Source organism: Pantoea sp. X-Soil-TKNS-1207 (genome assembly GCF_059730485.1).
This window is the reverse complement of the sequence record NZ_AP035958.1, coordinates 1,072,272-1,091,537: the sequence shown is the minus strand read 5'-3', so window position 1 is coordinate 1,091,537 and position 19,266 is coordinate 1,072,272. Positions and strand designations below refer to the sequence as shown.

The following is a 19,266-nucleotide window of genomic DNA, read 5'->3' as shown; positions in this document are numbered from 1 at the left end:
ATGATGTGCCCGTATGTTACATGAGAACGGCTTTTGCGTCCTCAATCCATCAAAGAAAATGCTTCAACGGATGTGACAGCAGTCATTAATTAACAGCGTCTTTCAGTGCTTTACCAGCACGGAAGCCCGGCACTTTACCAGCCGGAATGGTGATTTCTTTACCGGTTTGCGGATTACGGCCGGTGCGAGCAGCACGCTCACGCACAGAGAAAGTGCCGAAACCAACCAGTGCCACTTCATCACCGCCTTTCAGCGCGTCAGAAACGGAGCCCATGAATGCATCTAATACACGTCCCGCTGCTGCTTTAGAAATGTCCGCATCCGCAGCAATTTTGTCGATCAACTGTGACTTATTCACTCTATTCATCCCCTCTTTTATTATTCACATCGTATCCGCGCTTCCCGCCGGATACGAACGCGCAGCCAGTTATATCAAGCCTGTTGAGCCGAAACAACGGTATTCATCTTAATCGCTGATCCAGCAGCTACTTAACTTAGCGGCACAAAAAAAAGCTGGCAAGCACCATTTCGCCTGCCAGCTCTGCTTTTTAGCGGTTTATGCCACTAATCACTATTTTGCCGTAGCTACCTGCATCCCGTACGGCGCATTCTCCAGCGCCAGGCTCAGCACCTCTTCGATGCGCTTCACCGGATGGATGGTCAAATCGGCGATCACGTTCTCCGGAATCTCTTCCAGATCGCGTTTGTTTTCATCCGGGATCAGTACCGTTTTGATACCACCACGGTGCGCTGCCAGCAGTTTCTCTTTCAAGCCACCGATTGGCAGTACCAGACCACGCAGAGTGATCTCACCGGTCATCGCCACGTCAGAACGTACCGGGTTACCCGTCAGGCAGGAAACCAGCGCGGTGCACATCGCAATACCAGCGCTCGGACCATCTTTCGGCGTCGCCCCTTCTGGGACGTGAACATGGATATCGCGTTTTTCATAGAAATCGCCGTTGATACCCAGTTTCTCGGCACGCGCACGCACCACAGTAAGTGCTGCCTGGATTGACTCCTGCATCACTTCACCCAGCGAACCGGTATAAGTCAGCTTGCCTTTACCCGGCACACAGGCGGTTTCGATGGTCAGCAGATCGCCGCCCACTTCCGTCCAGGCCAGACCAGTCACCTGACCAACGCGGTTTTCGCTGTCGGCGCGGCCATAGTCAAAGCGTTGAACCCCAAGGAAATCTTTGAGGTTATCACCGTTGATGGTGATATGTTTTTTCGCTTTGTCCATCAGCAGCGCTTTCACCGCTTTACGGCACAGTTTGGAGAGTTCACGCTCCAGGCTACGCACGCCCGCTTCACGGGTGTAGTAACGAATGATGCCGATGATGGCGCTATCGTCTACGCTGATCTCTTTATCCTTCAGCGCGTTACGCTCAATCTGTTTCGGCAGCAGGTGCTGTTTCGCGATGTTCAGTTTTTCATCTTCGGTATAACCGGAGAGACGAATCACTTCCATACGGTCCAGCAGCGGTGCCGGGATGTTCATCGAGTTTGACGTCGCCACAAACATCACGTCAGACAGATCGTAATCCACTTCCAGATAGTGATCGTTAAATGCGATGTTCTGTTCCGGGTCCAGCACCTCAAGCAGCGCAGAAGCCGGATCGCCACGCATGTCTGACGACATTTTGTCGATCTCATCCAGCAGGAACAGCGGGTTTTTAACCCCCACTTTCGCCATTTTCTGGATCAGTTTGCCCGGCATTGAACCGATGTAAGTACGACGATGCCCGCGGATTTCCGCCTCATCACGTACCCCACCCAGCGCCATACGGACATATTTACGGCCCGTGGCTTTGGCAATTGACTGACCCAACGAGGTTTTACCTACCCCCGGCGGTCCCACCAGACACAGGATTGGACCTTTGATTTTGCTGACGCGGCTCTGCACGGCAAGATACTCAAGGATGCGATCTTTCACGCGCTCCAGACCGTAATGGTCGGTATCCAGCGTTTCCTGCGCTTTGCGCAGATCTTTTTTCACTTTGCTGCGCGCATTCCATGGCACCTGCACCATCCAGTCGATGTAGCCACGTACCACGGTGGCTTCAGCCGACATCGGCGACATCATTTTCAGCTTCTGCAGTTCGGCTTCGGCTTTTTCGCGCGCTTCGGTCGGCATTTTTGCCGCATCAATTTTGCGTTTCAGCGCTTCATACTCATCAGGCGCATCATCCATCTCGCCCAATTCTTTCTGAATCGCCTTCATCTGCTCATTGAGGTAATACTCGCGCTGGCTTTTCTCCATCTGCTTTTTCACGCGGTTGCGAATACGCTTCTCAACCTGCAGCAGATCGATTTCAGACTCCATCATCGCCATCAGATATTCCAGACGCTCGTTCACGTCGGACATCTCCAGCACCGATTGTTTGTCAGCCAGTTTCAGCGGCATATGCGCCGCCACGGTGTCAGCCAGACGGGCTGCATCGTCAATACTGTTGAGTGAGGTTAAAACCTCAGGCGGAATTTTCTTGTTGAGCTTGATGTAGCCTTCAAACTGGTTGATGGCGGTACGGACCAGCACTTCCTGCTCGCGTTCTTCAATTTCGGGCGAGATCAGATATTCAGCCTGGGCCACAAAGTGGTCGCCGTTATCCGCCAGCGTGGTGATGTGCGCACGCTGTAAACCTTCAACCAGCACTTTAACCGTGCCGTCCGGCAGCTTCAGCATTTGCAATACGGAAGCGACGGTCCCTACAGAGAAGAGATCGTTAATACCAGGTTCATCCGTTGAAGCCTCTTTCTGTGCAACCAGCATGATCTTTTTATCATGATCCATCGCGGCTTCGAGGCACCGAATCGATTTTTCCCGACCAACAAACAACGGAATTACCATGTGCGGATAAACCACCACGTCGCGCAAAGGCAACACGGGGATTTCAATGCGTTCAGAACGCTCAGGATTCATAGAGCTCTCTCTTAGTTTAATGTCCGCCAGGTGATGGGAACCGCTTAAGACAGGTTTTGCAGTTAAACCCACAGGATATTGAGTATATGGGGATGCTTATCCGACATTCAATGTCACAGGCGTGAGAAAAACAAAAGGGGAAAGATTTTCCCCTTTTTTAAGATAACAACGTGGTTTAATTGTTTATTTATTCGCCAGAAGCCTGGGCTTCGTGCTTACCGTAAATCAGCATTGGCTCGGATTGACCATCGATAACCGATTCATCAATCACCACTTTCTCCACGTCATCCATTGATGGCAGGTCGTACATGGTTTCGAGTAATGCGCCTTCAACAATCGAACGCAGACCACGCGCACCGGTTTTACGTGACATCGCTTTTTTGGCAATCGCCGTCAACGCTTCATCACGGAACTCCAGCTCAACACCTTCCAGGTTAAACAGCGCCTGGTACTGTTTGGTCAGTGCGTTTTTCGGCTCACGCAGAATCTGAATCAACGCTTCTTCACTCAGCTCATTCAGGGTCGCCACCACCGGCAGACGGCCAATAAACTCAGGAATCAAACCAAACTTAATTAAATCTTCCGGCTCGACCTGCGACAGCAGCTCGCCTTCACTCGCTTTCTGCGATTTGCCTTTCACCGTCGCGCCGAAACCGATACCTGAACCGGTTTCCACACGCTGGGAAATCACTTTATCGAGACCGGCAAAAGCGCCACCACAGATGAACAGGATTTTCGAGGTATCAACCTGCAAAAATTCCTGCTGCGGGTGCTTACGGCCACCCTGCGGCGGCACAGCAGCCACAGTGCCTTCGATCAGTTTCAGCAACGCCTGCTGCACGCCTTCGCCCGATACGTCACGGGTGATGGACGGGTTGTCTGACTTGCGAGAAATCTTATCGATTTCATCGATGTAGACAATGCCGCGCTGTGCTTTCTGCACATCGTAATCGCACTTCTGCAACAGTTTCTGAATGATGTTTTCCACATCCTCGCCTACGTAACCGGCTTCGGTCAGCGTGGTGGCGTCGGCCATGGTAAACGGCACATCCAGTAAACGCGCCAGTGTTTCCGCCAGCAAGGTTTTCCCGCTACCGGTAGGACCGATCAGCAAAATGTTACTTTTGCCCAGTTCGATGCCATTGCTGGTGTCGCCATTGCGCAGGCGTTTGTAGTGGTTGTAAACCGCCACAGCCAGCACCTTTTTCGCCTTTTCCTGACCGATAACATAGTCATCGAGATGATGGCGGATTTCATGCGGCGTCGGCAGAGCACTACGTTCGCGATGCGGGGCGACCTCTTTAATCTCTTCGCGAATGATGTCGTTACATAAATCGACACATTCGTCGCAGATATACACTGACGGCCCGGCAATCAGCTTACGCACTTCATGCTGGCTTTTGCCGCAAAAAGAGCAGTACAGCAACTTACCTGAACCGTCTTTGCGCTTATCTGTCATCAGCTAACCTCTTTTCGTTCTCAGGCCATACCGGCGTACGGCGCTGGCCGTACGTTTACGGCCGATATTCATTCAACCCACCTGCCAGTCATCCTGTTAACTATAGCCCAGGAGCCAGGCAGATGTGTCTTATTGGCGATGCGTCAAAATGGAATCGACTAAGCCATACTCTACCGCTTCACTGGCAGAGAGGAAACGGTCACGCTCGGTATCGCGCTCGATCTGCTCCAGCGATTTACCGGTATGCTCAGCCATCAGCTCATTCATACGCTGTTTAACTTTCAGAATCTCACGCGCATGAATCTCAATATCCGTTGCCTGGCCCTGATAGCCACCCAGCGGCTGGTGAATCATTACGCGGGAGTTCGGCAGGCAGAAGCGTTTGCCTTTGGTCCCTGCCGTCAGCAGGAACGCGCCCATTGAACAGGCCTGGCCCATACAAATGGTGCTCACGTCCGGCTTGATAAATTTCATTGTGTCATAAATCGACATACCGGCGGTAATCACGCCGCCAGGCGAGTTAATGTAGAGGTAAATGTCCTTCTCAGGATTTTCCGCTTCCAGAAACAGCATCTGCGCCACGATCAGGTTAGCCATATGATCTTCAACCTGGCCGGTCAGGAAGATCACACGCTCTTTGAGCAGGCGGGAATAGATGTCGTAAGAACGCTCGCCGCGCGAGGTTTGTTCGACCACCATAGGCACCAGCGCCATCTGCGGTGCAGTAAATTCACGATCGCCACTGTATGACATTACCGTCTCCTGGATAAATTTCATTGGCAACATTCTGTACCGATTTTACGTGAGGCGCGCGACAAAAACTATGCGCTGCCTCCTCACTCCGACATCATCAGGACGGTTAATCAGCCAGTCTCACTGTCTTCATGCATTCTCCCTGTATCTGGGGATGCTGCCCAGTTATTTCAAGCATAACAACCTTTTCCCTATTCGCTAACACGGAAAAAGAGCTTAGCCGATAATTTGCCGATTAATTAATCAAATAGAGGACAAATCTGAGTACTTTTGCGCGGAAAATAAAAAGCCCGCGACATTTTTGGTCGCGGGCTTCGCACTTCGTGTTAACGAACGAATCAGGCCTGAGCGGTCTGGTTCATCAGTTCCTGGAAGTTGGTGGCTTTTTCGGTAACTTTTGCTTTTTCCAGTACCGCTTCAACCGCTTGTTCTTCCAGCGCAACGTTGCGCATGTTGTTCATCAGCTCGTTGTTTTTGCTGTAGAACTCGATAACTTCCTGCGGATCTTCGTACGCAGAAGCCATCTCTTCGATCAGCGCTTTAACGCGGGTTTCGTCAGCCTGCAGCTCGTTGGTGCGAATCACTTCGCCCAGCAGCAGACCCACAACAACGCGGCGTTTCGCCTGCTCTTCGAACAGCTCGCGCGGCAGTTCCAGCGCTTGCTTCTCGTTGCCACCGAAACGCTGAGCCGCCTGGCGACGCAGAACATCGATTTCGCTGTCGATCAGGGCTGCCGGCACGTCGATGGCGTTGGCGTTAACCAGACCGTCGATCGCCTGAGATTTCAGACGGTTACGGATTGCGCCTTTCAGCTCGCGTTCCATGTTCTTACGCACTTCGGTACGCAGACCAGCAACTGAACCATCTTCCACGCCAAAGCGCTTGATGAACTCTTCAGTAAGTTCCGGCAGCTCACGTACTTCAACTTTCTTCAGTACGATTTCGAACTTCGCGTCTTTACCTTTCAGGTTTTCCGCGTGGTAGTCGTCCGGGAATTTCACGTCGATGGTGAAGGTTTCACCAACTTTGTGACCGACAACGCCCTCTTCGAAGCCGGGGATCATACGACCCTGCCCCATCGCCAGCACGAAGTCAGACGCTTTGCCGCCTTCGAACTCTTCGCCGTCAACAGAACCGGTGAAGTCGATAGTTGCGCGATCTTCAGCGGTCGCCGCTGCATCGCTGTCTTTCCAGGTGGCCTGCTGCTTACGCAGGGTTTCCAGCATGGTATCGACGTCAGCGTCGGTCACTTCAACAACCGGCTTCTCAACTTCGATGGTGTCGAGACCTTTCAGCTCAACTTCCGGATACACTTCAAATTCAACAGCGTAGGTGAAATCTTCACCCTGCTTGTACTCGCCCGGCACGTAGTTCGGTGCGCCAGCCGGATTAATTTTCTCTTTGATGATGGCGTCAACAAAGTTGCGCTGCATCAGATCGCCCAGCACGTCCTGGCGAACAGATGCACCGTAGCGCTGTGCTACGATATGCATCGGCACTTTGCCTTTACGGAAACCATCGATACGGACTTTCTTCGCCACATCCACCAGTTCTTTCTTCACTGCGCTTTCGATGCTGTCAGCTGCAACAGTAATCGTAATGCGACGACCCAGACCCTGAGTGGTTTCTACTGAAACTGTCATCTTGCTACCTCAAAAAATCACGTGCTCGGTCAACTTCAGACACCACACATATGAAATGCGCCGTATCCAACAACCGGGAGGGCCTCTGCTGACAGAACCTGTTCCCTGTTATCAGAAGCATCCCGAAGACATTCCGGAAAAATAGACGCCGCATTATAGCGGCATCACCGGGGCGAGTCGAGGCTGCAAAGTCACCACTTTTAAACGGTTTTGCTGCTTTTTTGCGCCGCAGATCGCGTTTAGGGATAAATAAGGAAAGAAAAACGGCCCGCAGGCCGTTTTTTAGCGGGAAAAGTAAGCAAAATCAGGCGAGCGTACCGGCACCACGACAGTTTGGCGATGCCAGTACCGTATCCTGTAATCCGTCCCACTCTTTTTGCGTGTAGGTATGCAGCGCCAGCGCGTGAACGCTTCCGGCTAACTCGGCAGTCAGTTCGCTGTAAATAGCGCGATGCCGGGCCAGAAAACGCTGACCGGTAAAGCGATCGCTGACGATCACCACTTTAAAGTGACTTTCAGAACCAGCAGGCACGTTATGACGGTAGCTCTCATCATGCACTTCGAGGTGTGCAGGTTCGAACGCCTTACGCAGCTTTTCTTCGATTTCTTCGCGAATCATTGTTAACACTCCTCTACGGCGAGCGCTGTGCCCCATCTGTTTAAATATTAGTAGGTTTTTGACCTTTTCCGCAGGGAAGCAGGAAAAAAATAATCCTCAGCGGCGCATCTTAACCTGCCTGGTACTGAGGTCAACGCACATTCTCTCATCCGCTCTGAAAAAAGCCTTTACAATCAATTTCCACTGGCCCAGGGCTTTTTTCACTGTCATGCAATGCTATGATGGCCGCAGTTTGCAAACCAACCTAATACGCTAACGAGAATCAATATGTTGAAAAAACTGTTATTCCCTCTGCTGGCTGCATTTATTTTGGCCGGCTGTGCCAGCAACAACACAACGCTGAATATTGAACCGAAAATTCAGCTGCCGCAGCAAGACCCGAGCCTGATGGGTGTAACGGTCAGCATCAATGGCGCCGACCAGCGTAGCGATCAGGCGCTGGCGAAAGTGAACCGCGATGGCCAGCTGATTACCCTGACCCCATCCCGCGATCTGCGCTTCCTGTTACAGGAAGTGCTGGAGAAACAGATGACCGCACGCGGTTACATGGTGGGTCCGAATGGCACCGTGGATCTGCAAATCGTGGTCAACAACCTGTATGCCGATGTCACCCAGGGTAATGTGCGTTACAGCATCACCACCAAAGCGGACATTTCTATTATTGCTACCGCGAAAAACGGCAACAAGCAGGTTAAAAACTACCGCCAGACTTACAGCGTAGAAGGCGCATTTACCGCCACCAACGCGAAAATCACCAACGCGGTGAACTCAACCCTGAGCGACGTCATCTCCGATATGGCGCAGGACACCAGCGTACATAACTTCATTAAACAGAACGCCCGTTAATTCTCCCGTTCTTTGCCCGGCCATCCCTGGCCGGGCTTCATTTCAGGTTGGTTATGACTTCTCATTATCTGCGCATTTTTACCCAACGTAACGCCGCCGTTTTGTTGTTGCTGGGTTTTGCTTCCGGGCTGCCGCTGGCGTTAACCGCCGGCACCTTACAGGCGTGGATGACGGTAGAGAATGTTGACCTGAAAACCATTGGTTTCTTCTCCCTTGTCGGCCAGGCCTATGTGTTTAAGTTCCTGTGGTCACCGATGATGGATCGTTACACGCTGCCTTTTCTCGGCCGCCGTCGTGGCTGGTTACTGCTCACGCAGCTGGCGCTGATTGCGGGTATCGTGGCGATGGGCTTTATGCAGCCCACGCGCGATTTAACCTTACTGGCGGCGCTGGCGGTGCTGGTCGCCTTCTGTTCGGCGTCGCAGGATATCGTGTTTGACGCCTGGAAAACCGACGTATTGCCGCCGGAAGAACGCGGCAGCGGCGCGGCGATTACCGTGCTGGGTTACCGACTGGCGATGCTGATCTCCGGCGGCCTGGCGTTGTGGCTCGCCGATCGTTATCTGGGCTGGCGGGCGACTTACTGGCTGATGGCATTGCTGATGCTGCCAGGGTTGATCGCCACCCTGCTGGCAAAGGAGCCGGTCGCCCCGGCCACCGAACCTCACAGCCTGCGCCAGGCCGTCTCTTTGCCGCTGAAAGATTTCTTCCTGCGTAACAACGCCTGGCTGCTCATCACCCTGATCATCCTTTATAAGCTGGGCGATGCTTTCGCCGCCTCGCTCACCACCACCTTTCTGATCCGCGGCGTTGGCTTTAACGCGGGTGATGTTGGGCTGGTGAACAAAACGCTGGGATTACTGGCTACCATTATTGGCGCGTTATACGGCGGGGTATTGATGCAACGCCTGAGCCTGTTCCGCGCGCTGATGATCTTTGGCGTACTTCAGGCGGTATCCAACTTTGCCTATTGGCTGCTCGCCGTCACGCCGCCCCATTTGTGGAGCATGGCGGGCGCCGTCTTTATCGAAAATCTGTGCGGCGGCATGGGCACCGCGGCGTTTGTCGCACTGCTGATGACGCTGTGCAACAAATCATTTTCCGCCACGCAGTTCGCCCTGCTCTCCGCCCTTTCCGCTGTCGGGCGCGTCTACGTGGGACCCGCCGCCGGCTGGCTGGTTGAACTCTGGGGCTGGCCGACCTTTTATGCCTTTACCGTCTTCGCTGGCGTGCCGGGACTGTTGCTGCTGTGGGTGTGTCGCAACACGTTGCAGGCGATCCAGCAAAGTGGCGAATTTGTTGCCCGCAGCCAGTGGCAGCAGGGTTATCGCTGGACGGTACGTCTGTTTGGCCTCGGCTGCGCGCTGCTGGCGCTGTGGTTGCTGACGCTGGCTCTGAGTGCGGCGGGTTGGTGGCAGCCAGGCAACCTGGTCGCACATCTGTTTGAGGCGGGAATGGCACTGGCGTTGATCGGCGTTGCGCTTGGGGTGATACTGGATTGCATGGCATTACGAAAACACCCACGGGTAAAACACCACCCGAGTTAATGGGTATATTGTCGCCGCAGAAATAATTGACGAAAAAATAGCAGTTACCAAATTTTAGCAGATCGCATTTTTTAGCAACGATAAAAAGAAACATTAAATTAACAAGCACGGTGAATATTAAAAACCGGTGAGCAATTATCTTGTAGAAAACTCATCGCAAAAATGATGCAAAATTGTTAAATAAATGGGCATTAAAAGTACGGTTTATGCTTTCCCTGATTTTATTACGGTTTCTACTATTGGTTTTTGTTATATTAATGCTAATTGCTTGTCTCCGTTAATAATTTGTCACCCTGCGCAACATCTGTGACACCCTTAGCAAAAGGTGTCAACAGCCTTCTGACACATCCTTAAGCTGGTTTACACTGCATAAACCTTCCCGTAAAATGCGCGCACACTTAAACGACAATAGAGCCCTTTGTCATTGAGGTCGTTAAATGAGACTCAGGAAATACAATAAAAGTTTGGGGATTTTGTCATTAATTGCAGGCGCTGTATTACTCAGTGGCTGCGATAGTGCATTGTTAAATCCCAAGGGACAGATTGCACTGGAGCAACGTTCGTTGATTCTGACAGCTTTCGGCTTGATGTTGATCGTCGTTATCCCCGCAGTCTTTATGGCGGTATTCTTTGCCTGGAAATATCGGGCGACCAATACCGAAGCGAAGTATAGCCCCAACTGGTCGCACTCTAACAAAGTGGAAGCCGTGGTCTGGACTATTCCAATCCTGATCATCATCTTCCTCGGCGTTCTGACCTGGAAATCAACCCACGCGCTGGAGCCGAGCAAACCGCTGGCCTCTGACGTGAAACCGGTTGAGATCGACGTTGTAGCGCTGGATTGGAAATGGCTGTTTATCTACCCGGAACAGGGTATTGCAACGGTCAACCAGATTGCCTTCCCGGCAAACACGCCAATCAACTTCAAGATCACGTCCAACTCCGTCATGAACTCCTTCTTTATTCCTACGCTGGGTAGTCAGATCTACGCGATGGCGGGCATGCAGACTAAACTGCACCTGATCGCCAACGAGCCGGGAATTTTCGACGGTATCTCTGCGAACTTCAGTGGTCGCGGTTTCTCTGGCATGAAGTTCAAAGCCATTGCAACCAAAGACGACGCGGAATTCCAGCAGTGGGTAGCCAAAGTTAAAGCGGCTCCTAACACGCTGTCCACCATGGATGATTTCGAGAAACTGGCTGCGCCAAGCGAAAATCACCCGGTGGAATATTTCTCTACAGCCAATCCTGAACTGTTCCTGCAAGTTATTGACAAGTTCAAGATGAGCCACGGGAAGATGGACATGTCTCAGCACGAAGGCATGGACATGAGTCACACCGCTTCCGCGGGAGCCGAGGAATAATACGATGTTCGGAAAATTAACACTGGATGCAGTGCCGTACCATGAGCCGATTATCATGGTTACGGTTGCCGGTATCATCATAGGTGGTCTGGCAGTTATCGCTGCCATCACCTACTTTGGTAAATGGCAATATCTATGGTCAGAATGGCTCACCTCCATTGACCACAAAAAACTGGGTATCATGTATATCATCATGGCGTTTGTCATGCTGCTGCGTGGCTTCGCCGATGCGGTGATGATGCGTACCCAACAGGTGATGGCATCCGCCGGGGAAGCCGGTATATTGCCACCGCACCACTACGATCAGATCTTTACCGCGCACGGCGTGATTATGATCTTCTTCGTGGCGATGCCTTTCGTTGTTGGTCTGATGAACATCGCGGTTCCGCTGCAAATTGGCGCACGCGACGTTGCCTTCCCGTTCCTGAACAACCTGAGCTTCTGGTTCACTGCGATCGGTGTGATCCTGGTTAACCTGTCTCTGGGTGTGGGCGAGTTCGCGCAGACTGGCTGGCTGGCGTATCCGCCGCTTTCGGGTGCGGAATACAGTCCTGGCGTCGGGGTCGATTATTGGATCTGGAGTCTCCAGCTATCCGGTATCGGGACCACGCTGACCGGTATCAACTTCTTCGTAACCATTCTGAAGATGCGTGCTCCGGGCATGGACCTGTTCAAAATGCCGGTATTCACCTGGGCATCTCTGTGTACTAACGTCCTGATCATCGCTGCGTTCCCGGTGCTGACCGTAACGCTGGCACTGTTGACCCTCGACCGTTACCTCGGCTTCCATTTCTTCACCAATGAAATGGGCGGTAACATGATGATGTACGTCAACCTGATTTGGGTCTGGGGTCACCCGGAAGTATACATCCTCGTCCTGCCGGTATTTGGTGTCTTTGCTGAAGTCACCGCGACCTTCTCGAAAAAACGTCTGTTTGGTTACACCTCTCTGGTGTGGGCGACTATCGCCATTACCGTACTGTCGTTCATCGTTTGGCTGCACCACTTCTTCACCATGGGTGCGGGCGCGAACGTTAACGCCTTCTTCGGTATTATGACGATGATCATCGCCATTCCGACCGGCGTGAAAATCTTCAACTGGCTGTTCACCATGTATCAGGGTCGTGTCGAGTACCACTCAGCAATGCTGTGGACCATCGGCTTCCTGGTCACCTTCTCTATCGGTGGTATGACAGGTGTTCTGCTGGCGGTACCGGGTGCGGACTTCGTCCTGCACAACAGCCTGTTCCTGATTGCGCACTTCCACAACGTTATCATCGGTGGTGTGGTGTTCGGTTGTATGGCTGGCGTGACCTACTGGTTCCCGAAAGCGTTCGGCTTCACGCTGAACGAAACCTGGGGCAAGCGCGCGTTCTGGTTCTGGATCATTGGCTTCTTCGTTGCCTTTATGCCGCTCTACGCGCTGGGCTTCATGGGTATGACCCGTCGTATCAGCCAGGACATCGACCCACAGTTCCACTCACTGCTGGTCGTTGCCGCTTGCGGTGCTGCGCTGATTGCCTGTGGCATCCTGTGCCAGCTGATCATGTTCTACGTCTCTGTACGTGACCGCGATCAGAACCGCGATCTGACCGGTGATCCGTGGGGTGGCCGTACGCTGGAGTGGGCAACCTCTTCACCGCCGCCGTTCTACAACTTTGCTGTAATCCCGCAGATTCATGAGCGTGATGCTTTCTGGGAAATGAAAGAGAAAGGCGAAGCGTACCAACAGCCGGCACACTATGAAGAAATTCATATGCCGAAAAACAGTGGTGCTGCCATTGTTATCGCTGCCTTCGGTACGATTTTCGGTTTCGCTGCGATCTGGCATATCTGGTGGCTGGTTGTTGTCGCCTTCCTGGGCATGATCGTGACCTGGATTGTGAAAAGTTTCGATGAAGACGTGGATTACTACGTACCGGTTGCCGAAATCGAGCAGATCGAGAAGAAGCACTTTGACGAAATCAGCAAAGCAGGTCTGAAATAATGTCAACTGAAACTCTGACTAAACACCACCACGACGCCCATGCGGAGCATGGGCATCACGATGCAGGAGCCAATAAAATCTTTGGCTTCTGGATCTACCTGATGAGTGACTGCATTATCTTCGCAACCCTGTTTGCGACCTATGCAGTTATGGTCAATAACACTGCCGGTGGCCCGGCAGGTAAAGACATCTTCGAACTGCCGTTTGTCCTGGTAGAAACCGCGCTGCTGCTGCTCAGCTCCATTACCTATGGTATGGCAGTTATCGCGATGAACAACCAGAACAAGGGCGCGGTCATCAGCTGGCTGGCGTTGACCTTCCTGTTCGGTGCCGGATTTATCGGGATGGAAATCTATGAATTCCATCACCTGATCATGGAAGGCTTCGGTCCAAACCGTAGCGGCTTCCTGTCCGGATTCTTTACCCTGGTTGGTACGCACGGTCTGCACGTTACGTCTGGCCTGATCTGGATGGCAGTGATGATGTTCCAGGTCTCCAAACGTGGCCTGACCGCAACTAACCGCACCCGTATCATGTGCCTGAGCCTGTTCTGGCACTTCCTGGATGTGGTGTGGATCTGCGTATTTACCATTGTTTATCTGATGGGGGCCATGTAATGAGTCATTCTGTAACCGACCATGGTGGTGCATCTCACGGTAGCGTGAAGTCCTACATGATTGGCTTCATCCTGTCGATCATCCTGACGGCAATCCCGTTCTGGATGGTGATGGATGGCAGCGCCTCCCACGGCACCATTCTGGGTGTGGTTCTGGTGTGTGCGGTGGTTCAGGTGCTGGTGCACCTGGTCTACTTCCTCCACCTGGACAGCAAATCCGAGGGTGGCTGGAACATGGTAGCCATTGTCTTTGCGGCACTCATTATCCTGATTGTCGTCGTTGGCTCACTGTGGATTATGTGGAACCTCAACTACAACATGATGGCCCACTAAAGAGTCGCCTGTGATGATTAAGCAATACCTGCAAGTAACAAAACCAGGAATTATTTTCGGCAATTTAATTTCTGTGATCGGTGGATTCCTGCTGGCTTCGAAAGGCAGCATTGATTACACCCTGTTTCTCATCTCACTGGTTGGCGTGTCGCTGGTCGTTGCATCAGGTTGTGTTTTCAACAACGTGATTGACCGTGATATCGACATCAAGATGGAGAGAACGCGGAACCGAGTGCTGGTGAAAGGCCTGATCTCGGCGAAAGTAAGCCTGGTTTATGCAACCGCTTTAGGTATTGCTGGCTTTGCGTTGCTGTATTTCGGAGCTAACCCGCTGGCCATGTGGCTGGCGGTGATGGGCTTCGTGGTATACGTCGGCATTTACAGCCTCTACATGAAGCGTAATTCGGTCTACGGCACGCTGATTGGCAGCCTCTCCGGCGCAATGCCGCCGGTGATTGGCTACTGCGCGGTAACCAACGAGTTTGATGCTGGCGCGCTGATTTTACTGGCTATCTTTAGCCTGTGGCAGATGCCGCACTCCTATGCGATTGCCATCTTCCGCTTTAAAGATTACCAGGCAGCGAACATCCCGGTTCTGCCGGTGGTGAAAGGCATCTCCGTGGCAAAAAATCATATTACGCTCTACATCCTGGCGTTTATGATTGCCACCCTGATGCTGTCGCTGGGCGGCTACGCTGGCTACAAATATCTGGTGGTTGCTGCGGCAGTGAGTGTCTGGTGGCTCGGAATGGCGCTTTCAGGTTACAAAACCTCAAACGATAAAGTTTGGGCGCGTAAACTGTTCGTCTTCTCGATTATCGCCGTCACGGCACTGAGCGTGATGATGTCGGTGGACTTTATGACCCCGGCGTCAAAAGACCTGCTGACTTACGTCTGGTAATTCAGCTCCGCAAATCCATGAAAGGGCGCGAATTTCGCGCCCTTTCTTTTTGTTACCACTGCTTAAAAACTATTATTTTACCCGCCCTGCCCTGCTCCCTAAAATAAGTGCTGCAAACTTACAGAGGTTGGAATGAAAGATAATAAAATGACTCCGGTAGAGCTGCGCGCTACATGGGGTTTGGGTACGGTTTTTTCCCTGCGTATGCTGGGAATGTTTATGGTTCTGCCGGTGCTCACCACCTACGGCATGGCCTTACAGGGTGCCAGTGAAACATTGATTGGCCTGGCGATTGGCATCTATGGCCTGGCGCAGGCAATCTTCCAGATTCCCTTCGGGTTACTCTCGGACCGTATCGGTCGTAAACCGCTGATCGTCGGCGGACTGCTGGTGTTTGTGCTGGGCAGCGTGATTGCCGCCACTACCACATCCATCTGGGGCGTGATCCTCGGCCGTGCGTTGCAGGGTTCCGGCGCGATTGCTGCCGCCGTGATGGCGCTGCTGTCGGATTTAACCCGTGAACAGAACCGCACCAAAGCGATGGCGTTTATCGGCATCAGTTTTGGCGTCACCTTCGCCATCGCCATGGTGATTGGCCCGATTATCACCCATGCACTTGGTCTGCACGCATTGTTCTGGATGATTGCGATTCTTGCCAGCAGCGGCATTGTCATTACTTTGCTGGTGGTGCCTGCGGCCCCGAATCACGTACTGAACCGCGAATCCGGCATGGTCAAAGGCAGCATTCGCGCGGTACTGACCAATCCGCGCCTGGTGAAACTGAATATCGGCATCCTCTGCCTGCATATTCTGCTGATGTCGAGCTTCGTCGCGTTGCCGGGTCAGTTTGAACAAGCCAACTTCCCCGCCTCAGAACACTGGAAAATCTATCTGGTCACCATGCTGATTGCGTTTGTCAGCGTCGTGCCGTTCATCATCTATGCCGAAGTGAAGCGTCGCATGAAGCGCGTATTCGTCGGCTGCGTCGGTTTAATTGTGATCGCCGAAATCGTGCTGTGGGGCGCGGGCAATCACTTCTGGACGCTGGTGGTCGGCGTGCAGCTGTTCTTCCTCGCCTTCAACCTGATGGAAGCGATTCTGCCGTCACTGATCAGCAAAGAATCCCCGCCGGGCTACAAAGGCACCGCAATGGGCATCTATTCCACCAGCCAGTTCCTGGGCGTGGCGATTGGCGGCAGCATGGGCGGTTGGGTATTCGGGCATTTTGACGCGCAGACCGTGTTTCTGGTGGGTGCGGTGGTCGCCGCGATCTGGCTGTTTATCAGCATGTCGATGCAGGAACCGCCTTATGTCAGCAGCCTGCGTATTGTATTGAGTGATGCGGTGCTGGCGGTGCCGAACCTTGAGAAACGCCTGAAGGCGCAACCGGGCGTGGCGTCGGTGTTTATCGTGCCGGAAGAGAAAAGCGCTTACATCAAGATCGACAGTAAGGTGACGAGCCGCGTCGAACTGGAGGCGCTGCTCGCCAGCTGTTAAAAAAAAAGCCCGACCATTGCGTCGGGCTTATTATTTACAGCGACATATCCACGACGATACGCCCTTCAATTTTACCGGCGTGCATACGGGCAAAGATGTCGTTGATATTGACCAGCGGCTCGACCGCCACGTTAGCTTTCACCTTATGACGACCGGCGAAATCGAGCGCTTCCTGCAAATCTTTGCGGGTGCCAACAATCGAACCGCGCACCGTAATGCCGTCCAGCACCATATCAAAGATCGACAGGTCGAATTTACCCGGTGGCAGACCGTTCAGCACCATGGTGCCGCCACGACGCATCGTGCCAAGCGCCTGCTCGAAGGCTTTGGGCGAAACCGCCGTCACCAGCACACCGTGCGCACCGCCAAAACTTTCATGGAACAGTTTGGCCGGATCGACGTTTTTGGCGTTTGCCACCACGCTGGCGCCCAGGCGTTTGGCAAACGCCAGCTTCTCGTCGTCAATATCGACGGCGGCCACGTTCAGCCCCATCGCCACGGCATACTGAACCGCCATATGCCCGAGTCCACCGATACCAGAAATCACCACCCAGTCGCCTGGTTTGGTATCGGTCATCTTCAGCCCTTTGTACACCGTTACGCCGGCACACAGAATGGGCGCAATTTCATTGAACTCAATATTGTCGGGCAGAACCCCGACATAATTGGCGTCGGCGAGACAATATTCCGCAAAGCTACCGTTCACCGAGTAGCCCGCATTTTGCTGCGTCAGACAGAGCGTTTCCCAGCTATCCAGACAATATTCACAGTGACCGCAGGCCGAGTAGAGCCAGGGCACACCCACACGATCGCCCAGCTTAAGATGCTTCACACCCTCACCCAGCGCCACAATCTGACCGACACCTTCATGACCGGGAATAAACGGCGGATTCGGCTTGATCGGCCAGTCACCCTCGGCAGCATGTAAGTCGGTATGGCATACGCCGGTGGCGGCGATTTTCACCAGAATCTGACCTGGCCCCACCGAAGGTACCGGCACGTCCTCAATCACTAAGGGTTCACCGAATGATTTCACAACTGCCGCTTTCATGGTGGTTTTGATCTTCATGTTCATCAATTCACTCTCCAAAAGGGTCGGATGCGGGCTTAGAACAAGCCCAGTGGTGCGATGTCGTAGCTAACCAGCAGGTTCTTGGTTTGTTGATAAGCGCTGAGCGCCATCTTATGGGTTTCGCGTCCCACGCCGGATTGCTTATACCCCCCGAACGCAGCATGAGCCGGGTAGATGTGGTAGCAGTTGGTCCAGACGCGCCCTGCTTTGATACTACGCCCCATGCGATACGCCAGATTAGTATTCCGTGTCCAGACGCCCGCACCGAGGCCAAACTGCGTCTGATTGGCGATCTCCAGCGCTTCGGCTTCGTCTTTAAAGGTAGTGACGCCGATCACCGGCCCGAAAATCTCCTCCTGGAAACAACGCATCTGGTTGTCGCCTTTAATCAACGTCGGCTGGATGTAGAAGCCATTGTCGAACGCCGGTGCAATGCTGGCGCGCTCGCCGCCGGTGAGGATCTGTCCCCCTTCCTGCTTCGCGATATCAATATAGGAGAGAATTTTGTCGAACTGCTGACGTGACGCCTGCGCGCCAATCATGGTGTCGGTATCCAGCGGATCGCCGCGGCGAATGGTGGCAATCTTCGCCATCACGCGCTCCATAAACGGCGCGTAGATCGATTCATGGATCAACGCGCGTGACGGACAGGTACAAACTTCGCCCTGGTTGAAGAAGCCCAACACCAGCCCCTCCACCGCCTTCTCAATAAACTCCGGCTCCCCGTCCATCACATCGGCAAAGTAGATATTCGGCGACTTGCCGCCCAGCTCGACGGTGCAGGGAATGATGTTTTCTGCGGCGCAGGCCATGATATGACGCCCCACCGGAGTGGAGCCGGTAAAGGCGATTTTGGCGATGCGTTTGCTGGTGGCCAGCGCTTCACCCGCCTCACGACCAAAGCCCTGCACCACATTGAGCACCCCTGCCGGGAACAGATCGCCGACCAGCTCCATCAGCAGCGTAATACCCAGCGGCGTCTGCTCGGCGGGTTTTAGCACCACGCAGTTACCGGCAGCCAGCGCGGGCGCCAGTTTCCACGCCGCCATCAGCAGCGGGAAGTTCCACGGGATAATTTGCCCCACCACGCCCAGCGGCTCGTGGAAATGGTAAGCCACGGTGTGCTCATCAATTTCCGCCGTGCTGCCTTCCTGGGCGCGCAGGCAACCCGCAAAGTAGCGGAAATGATCCACCGCCAGCGGCAGATCCGCATTCAGGGTTTCGCGGATCGGTTTGCCATTGTCCCAGCTTTCGGCAACGGACAGCATTTCCAGATTGGCTTCGATCCGATCCGCCACTTGCAGCAGCAGATTGGCACGCTGCTGAACACTGGTTTTCCCCCAGGCGTCAGCGGCCTGGTGAGCGGCATCCAGTGCCAGATCGATATCGCGCGCGTCGGAACGCGGGAACTGCGCAATCTCACTGCCATCAACTGGCGAGGTGTTAGTAAAGTACTGGCCGCTGAGCGGCTCTATGAATTTGCCCGCAATGTAGTTGCCGTAAGTCGCTTTAAAGGAAACCAAAGCGCCGGGCGTGCCGGGATGTGCATAACGCATCGCAAACTCCTTAATGTAGGGTCAGATGTTCTGAAGCTGGCAGCGGCAACCTGAGGGTCAACAGATTGAACAGCCCGCTGCCAGGGAAGTTATTGCAGCAGACGTGCCAGTTTTTTTCAGCTTGCGATTATTCAATAAATGGTAATA

16 protein-coding genes are annotated in these 19,266 nt (G+C 53.3%); 8 read left to right on the top strand and 8 right to left on the bottom strand.

Features of this window, described 5'->3' with window-relative positions:
• Positions 1-85 precede the first annotated feature (85 nt).
• The 6 genes from hupB to bolA all read right to left on the bottom strand — a co-directional run bounded on the left by hupB (position 86) and on the right by bolA (position 7,400).
• Complete coding sequence (gene hupB, locus AC6I8V_RS04915) at positions 86-358, bottom strand: nucleoid-associated protein HU-beta (RefSeq protein ID WP_014606441.1); 273 nt, start codon at positions 356-358, stop codon at positions 86-88.
• 213 nt (positions 359-571) lie between these two features.
• The gene (gene lon, locus AC6I8V_RS04910) at positions 572-2,926 is read right to left on the bottom strand and encodes an endopeptidase La (RefSeq protein ID WP_497844801.1); all 2,355 of its coding nucleotides are present in this window, start codon (positions 2,924-2,926) and stop codon (positions 572-574) included.
• A 187-nt stretch (positions 2,927-3,113) separates the two neighbouring features.
• Positions 3,114-4,385, bottom strand: a complete 1,272-nt coding sequence (gene clpX / locus AC6I8V_RS04905; RefSeq protein ID WP_084873162.1) for an ATP-dependent protease ATP-binding subunit ClpX — start codon at positions 4,383-4,385, stop codon at positions 3,114-3,116.
• A gap of 129 nt (positions 4,386-4,514) precedes the next feature.
• Positions 4,515-5,138 (bottom strand): ATP-dependent Clp endopeptidase proteolytic subunit ClpP, encoded by a 624-nt coding sequence (gene clpP, locus AC6I8V_RS04900; RefSeq protein WP_084873160.1) that lies wholly within the window; start codon positions 5,136-5,138, stop codon positions 4,515-4,517.
• A gap of 338 nt (positions 5,139-5,476) precedes the next feature.
• On the bottom strand, positions 5,477-6,781 hold the full coding sequence (tig, locus tag AC6I8V_RS04895; protein ID WP_497844800.1) for a trigger factor: 1,305 nt from the start codon (positions 6,779-6,781) through the stop codon (positions 5,477-5,479).
• A gap of 304 nt (positions 6,782-7,085) precedes the next feature.
• Positions 7,086-7,400 carry a transcriptional regulator BolA gene (gene bolA / locus AC6I8V_RS04890; protein WP_497844799.1) on the bottom strand — a complete coding sequence of 105 codons (315 nt, stop codon included), beginning with the start codon at positions 7,398-7,400 and terminating at the stop codon, positions 7,086-7,088.
• 267 nt (positions 7,401-7,667) lie between these two features.
• Between bolA and AC6I8V_RS04885 the strand changes: the two genes are divergently transcribed.
• The 8 genes from AC6I8V_RS04885 to AC6I8V_RS04850 all read left to right on the top strand — a co-directional run bounded on the left by AC6I8V_RS04885 (position 7,668) and on the right by AC6I8V_RS04850 (position 16,491).
• Complete coding sequence (locus AC6I8V_RS04885) at positions 7,668-8,246, top strand: lipoprotein (RefSeq protein WP_497844798.1); 579 nt, start codon at positions 7,668-7,670, stop codon at positions 8,244-8,246.
• 53 nt (positions 8,247-8,299) lie between these two features.
• Positions 8,300-9,793, top strand: coding sequence for a muropeptide MFS transporter AmpG (ampG, locus tag AC6I8V_RS04880; RefSeq protein ID WP_497844797.1), 1,494 nt, complete (start codon positions 8,300-8,302; stop codon positions 9,791-9,793).
• Between the two features lie 437 nt (positions 9,794-10,230).
• On the top strand, positions 10,231-11,157 hold the full coding sequence (cyoA, locus tag AC6I8V_RS04875; protein ID WP_497844796.1) for a cytochrome o ubiquinol oxidase subunit II: 927 nt from the start codon (positions 10,231-10,233) through the stop codon (positions 11,155-11,157).
• 4 nt (positions 11,158-11,161) lie between these two features.
• Positions 11,162-13,144: a cytochrome o ubiquinol oxidase subunit I gene (gene cyoB, locus AC6I8V_RS04870; protein WP_497844795.1), complete on the top strand. Its 1,983-nt coding sequence runs from the start codon at positions 11,162-11,164 to the stop codon at positions 13,142-13,144.
• The gene (locus tag AC6I8V_RS04865; protein WP_497844794.1) at positions 13,144-13,761 is read left to right on the top strand and encodes a cytochrome o ubiquinol oxidase subunit III; all 618 of its coding nucleotides are present in this window, start codon (positions 13,144-13,146) and stop codon (positions 13,759-13,761) included. Before cyoB ends, AC6I8V_RS04865 begins: the two co-directional genes overlap by 1 nt.
• Positions 13,761-14,093 carry a cytochrome o ubiquinol oxidase subunit IV gene (locus AC6I8V_RS04860; RefSeq protein WP_497844793.1) on the top strand — a complete coding sequence of 111 codons (333 nt, stop codon included), beginning with the start codon at positions 13,761-13,763 and terminating at the stop codon, positions 14,091-14,093. Before AC6I8V_RS04865 ends, AC6I8V_RS04860 begins: the two co-directional genes overlap by 1 nt.
• A 13-nt stretch (positions 14,094-14,106) precedes the next feature.
• A complete protein-coding gene (cyoE, locus tag AC6I8V_RS04855) occupies positions 14,107-14,994 on the top strand; it encodes a heme o synthase (protein ID WP_497845764.1) in 888 nt (295 codons plus the stop codon).
• Positions 14,995-15,126: 132 nt separating this feature from the next.
• Positions 15,127-16,491 (top strand): MFS transporter, encoded by a 1,365-nt coding sequence (locus AC6I8V_RS04850; RefSeq protein WP_497844792.1) that lies wholly within the window; start codon positions 15,127-15,129, stop codon positions 16,489-16,491.
• A 34-nt stretch (positions 16,492-16,525) separates the two neighbouring features.
• Here the strand turns inward: AC6I8V_RS04850 and adhP are convergent, their stop codons facing one another.
• Together adhP and exaC are read right to left on the bottom strand one after the other, a co-directional pair.
• A complete protein-coding gene (adhP, locus tag AC6I8V_RS04845; RefSeq protein WP_497844791.1) occupies positions 16,526-17,566 on the bottom strand; it encodes an alcohol dehydrogenase AdhP in 1,041 nt (346 codons plus the stop codon).
• Between the two features lie 32 nt (positions 17,567-17,598).
• Entirely contained in the window at positions 17,599-19,119 is a 1,521-nt protein-coding gene (exaC, locus tag AC6I8V_RS04840) for an acetaldehyde dehydrogenase ExaC (RefSeq protein WP_497844790.1), read from the bottom strand.
• Positions 19,120-19,266: the final 147 nt, after the last annotated feature.

Bases quoted from the DNA above. Each gene is read 5' to 3' on its own strand.
- adhP (WP_497844791.1), bottom strand. From the start codon at position 17,566: ATGAACATGAAGATCAAAACCACCATGAAAGCGGCAGTTGTGAAATCA.
- AC6I8V_RS04885 (WP_497844798.1), top strand. From the start codon at position 7,668: ATGTTGAAAAAACTGTTATTCCCTCTGCTGGCTGCATTTATTTTGGCC.
- AC6I8V_RS04850 (WP_497844792.1), top strand. From the start codon at position 15,127: ATGAAAGATAATAAAATGACTCCGGTAGAGCTGCGCGCTACATGGGGT.
- AC6I8V_RS04865 (WP_497844794.1), top strand. From the start codon at position 13,144: ATGTCAACTGAAACTCTGACTAAACACCACCACGACGCCCATGCGGAG.
- bolA (WP_497844799.1), bottom strand. From the start codon at position 7,400: ATGATTCGCGAAGAAATCGAAGAAAAGCTGCGTAAGGCGTTCGAACCT.
- clpX (WP_084873162.1), bottom strand. From the start codon at position 4,385: ATGACAGATAAGCGCAAAGACGGTTCAGGTAAGTTGCTGTACTGCTCT.
- AC6I8V_RS04860 (WP_497844793.1), top strand. From the start codon at position 13,761: ATGAGTCATTCTGTAACCGACCATGGTGGTGCATCTCACGGTAGCGTG.
- tig (WP_497844800.1), bottom strand. From the start codon at position 6,781: ATGACAGTTTCAGTAGAAACCACTCAGGGTCTGGGTCGTCGCATTACG.
- cyoE (WP_497845764.1), top strand. From the start codon at position 14,107: ATGATTAAGCAATACCTGCAAGTAACAAAACCAGGAATTATTTTCGGC.
- exaC (WP_497844790.1), bottom strand. From the start codon at position 19,119: ATGCGTTATGCACATCCCGGCACGCCCGGCGCTTTGGTTTCCTTTAAA.
- ampG (WP_497844797.1), top strand. From the start codon at position 8,300: ATGACTTCTCATTATCTGCGCATTTTTACCCAACGTAACGCCGCCGTT.
- cyoA (WP_497844796.1), top strand. From the start codon at position 10,231: ATGAGACTCAGGAAATACAATAAAAGTTTGGGGATTTTGTCATTAATT.
- cyoB (WP_497844795.1), top strand. From the start codon at position 11,162: ATGTTCGGAAAATTAACACTGGATGCAGTGCCGTACCATGAGCCGATT.
- clpP (WP_084873160.1), bottom strand. From the start codon at position 5,138: ATGTCATACAGTGGCGATCGTGAATTTACTGCACCGCAGATGGCGCTG.
- lon (WP_497844801.1), bottom strand. From the start codon at position 2,926: ATGAATCCTGAGCGTTCTGAACGCATTGAAATCCCCGTGTTGCCTTTG.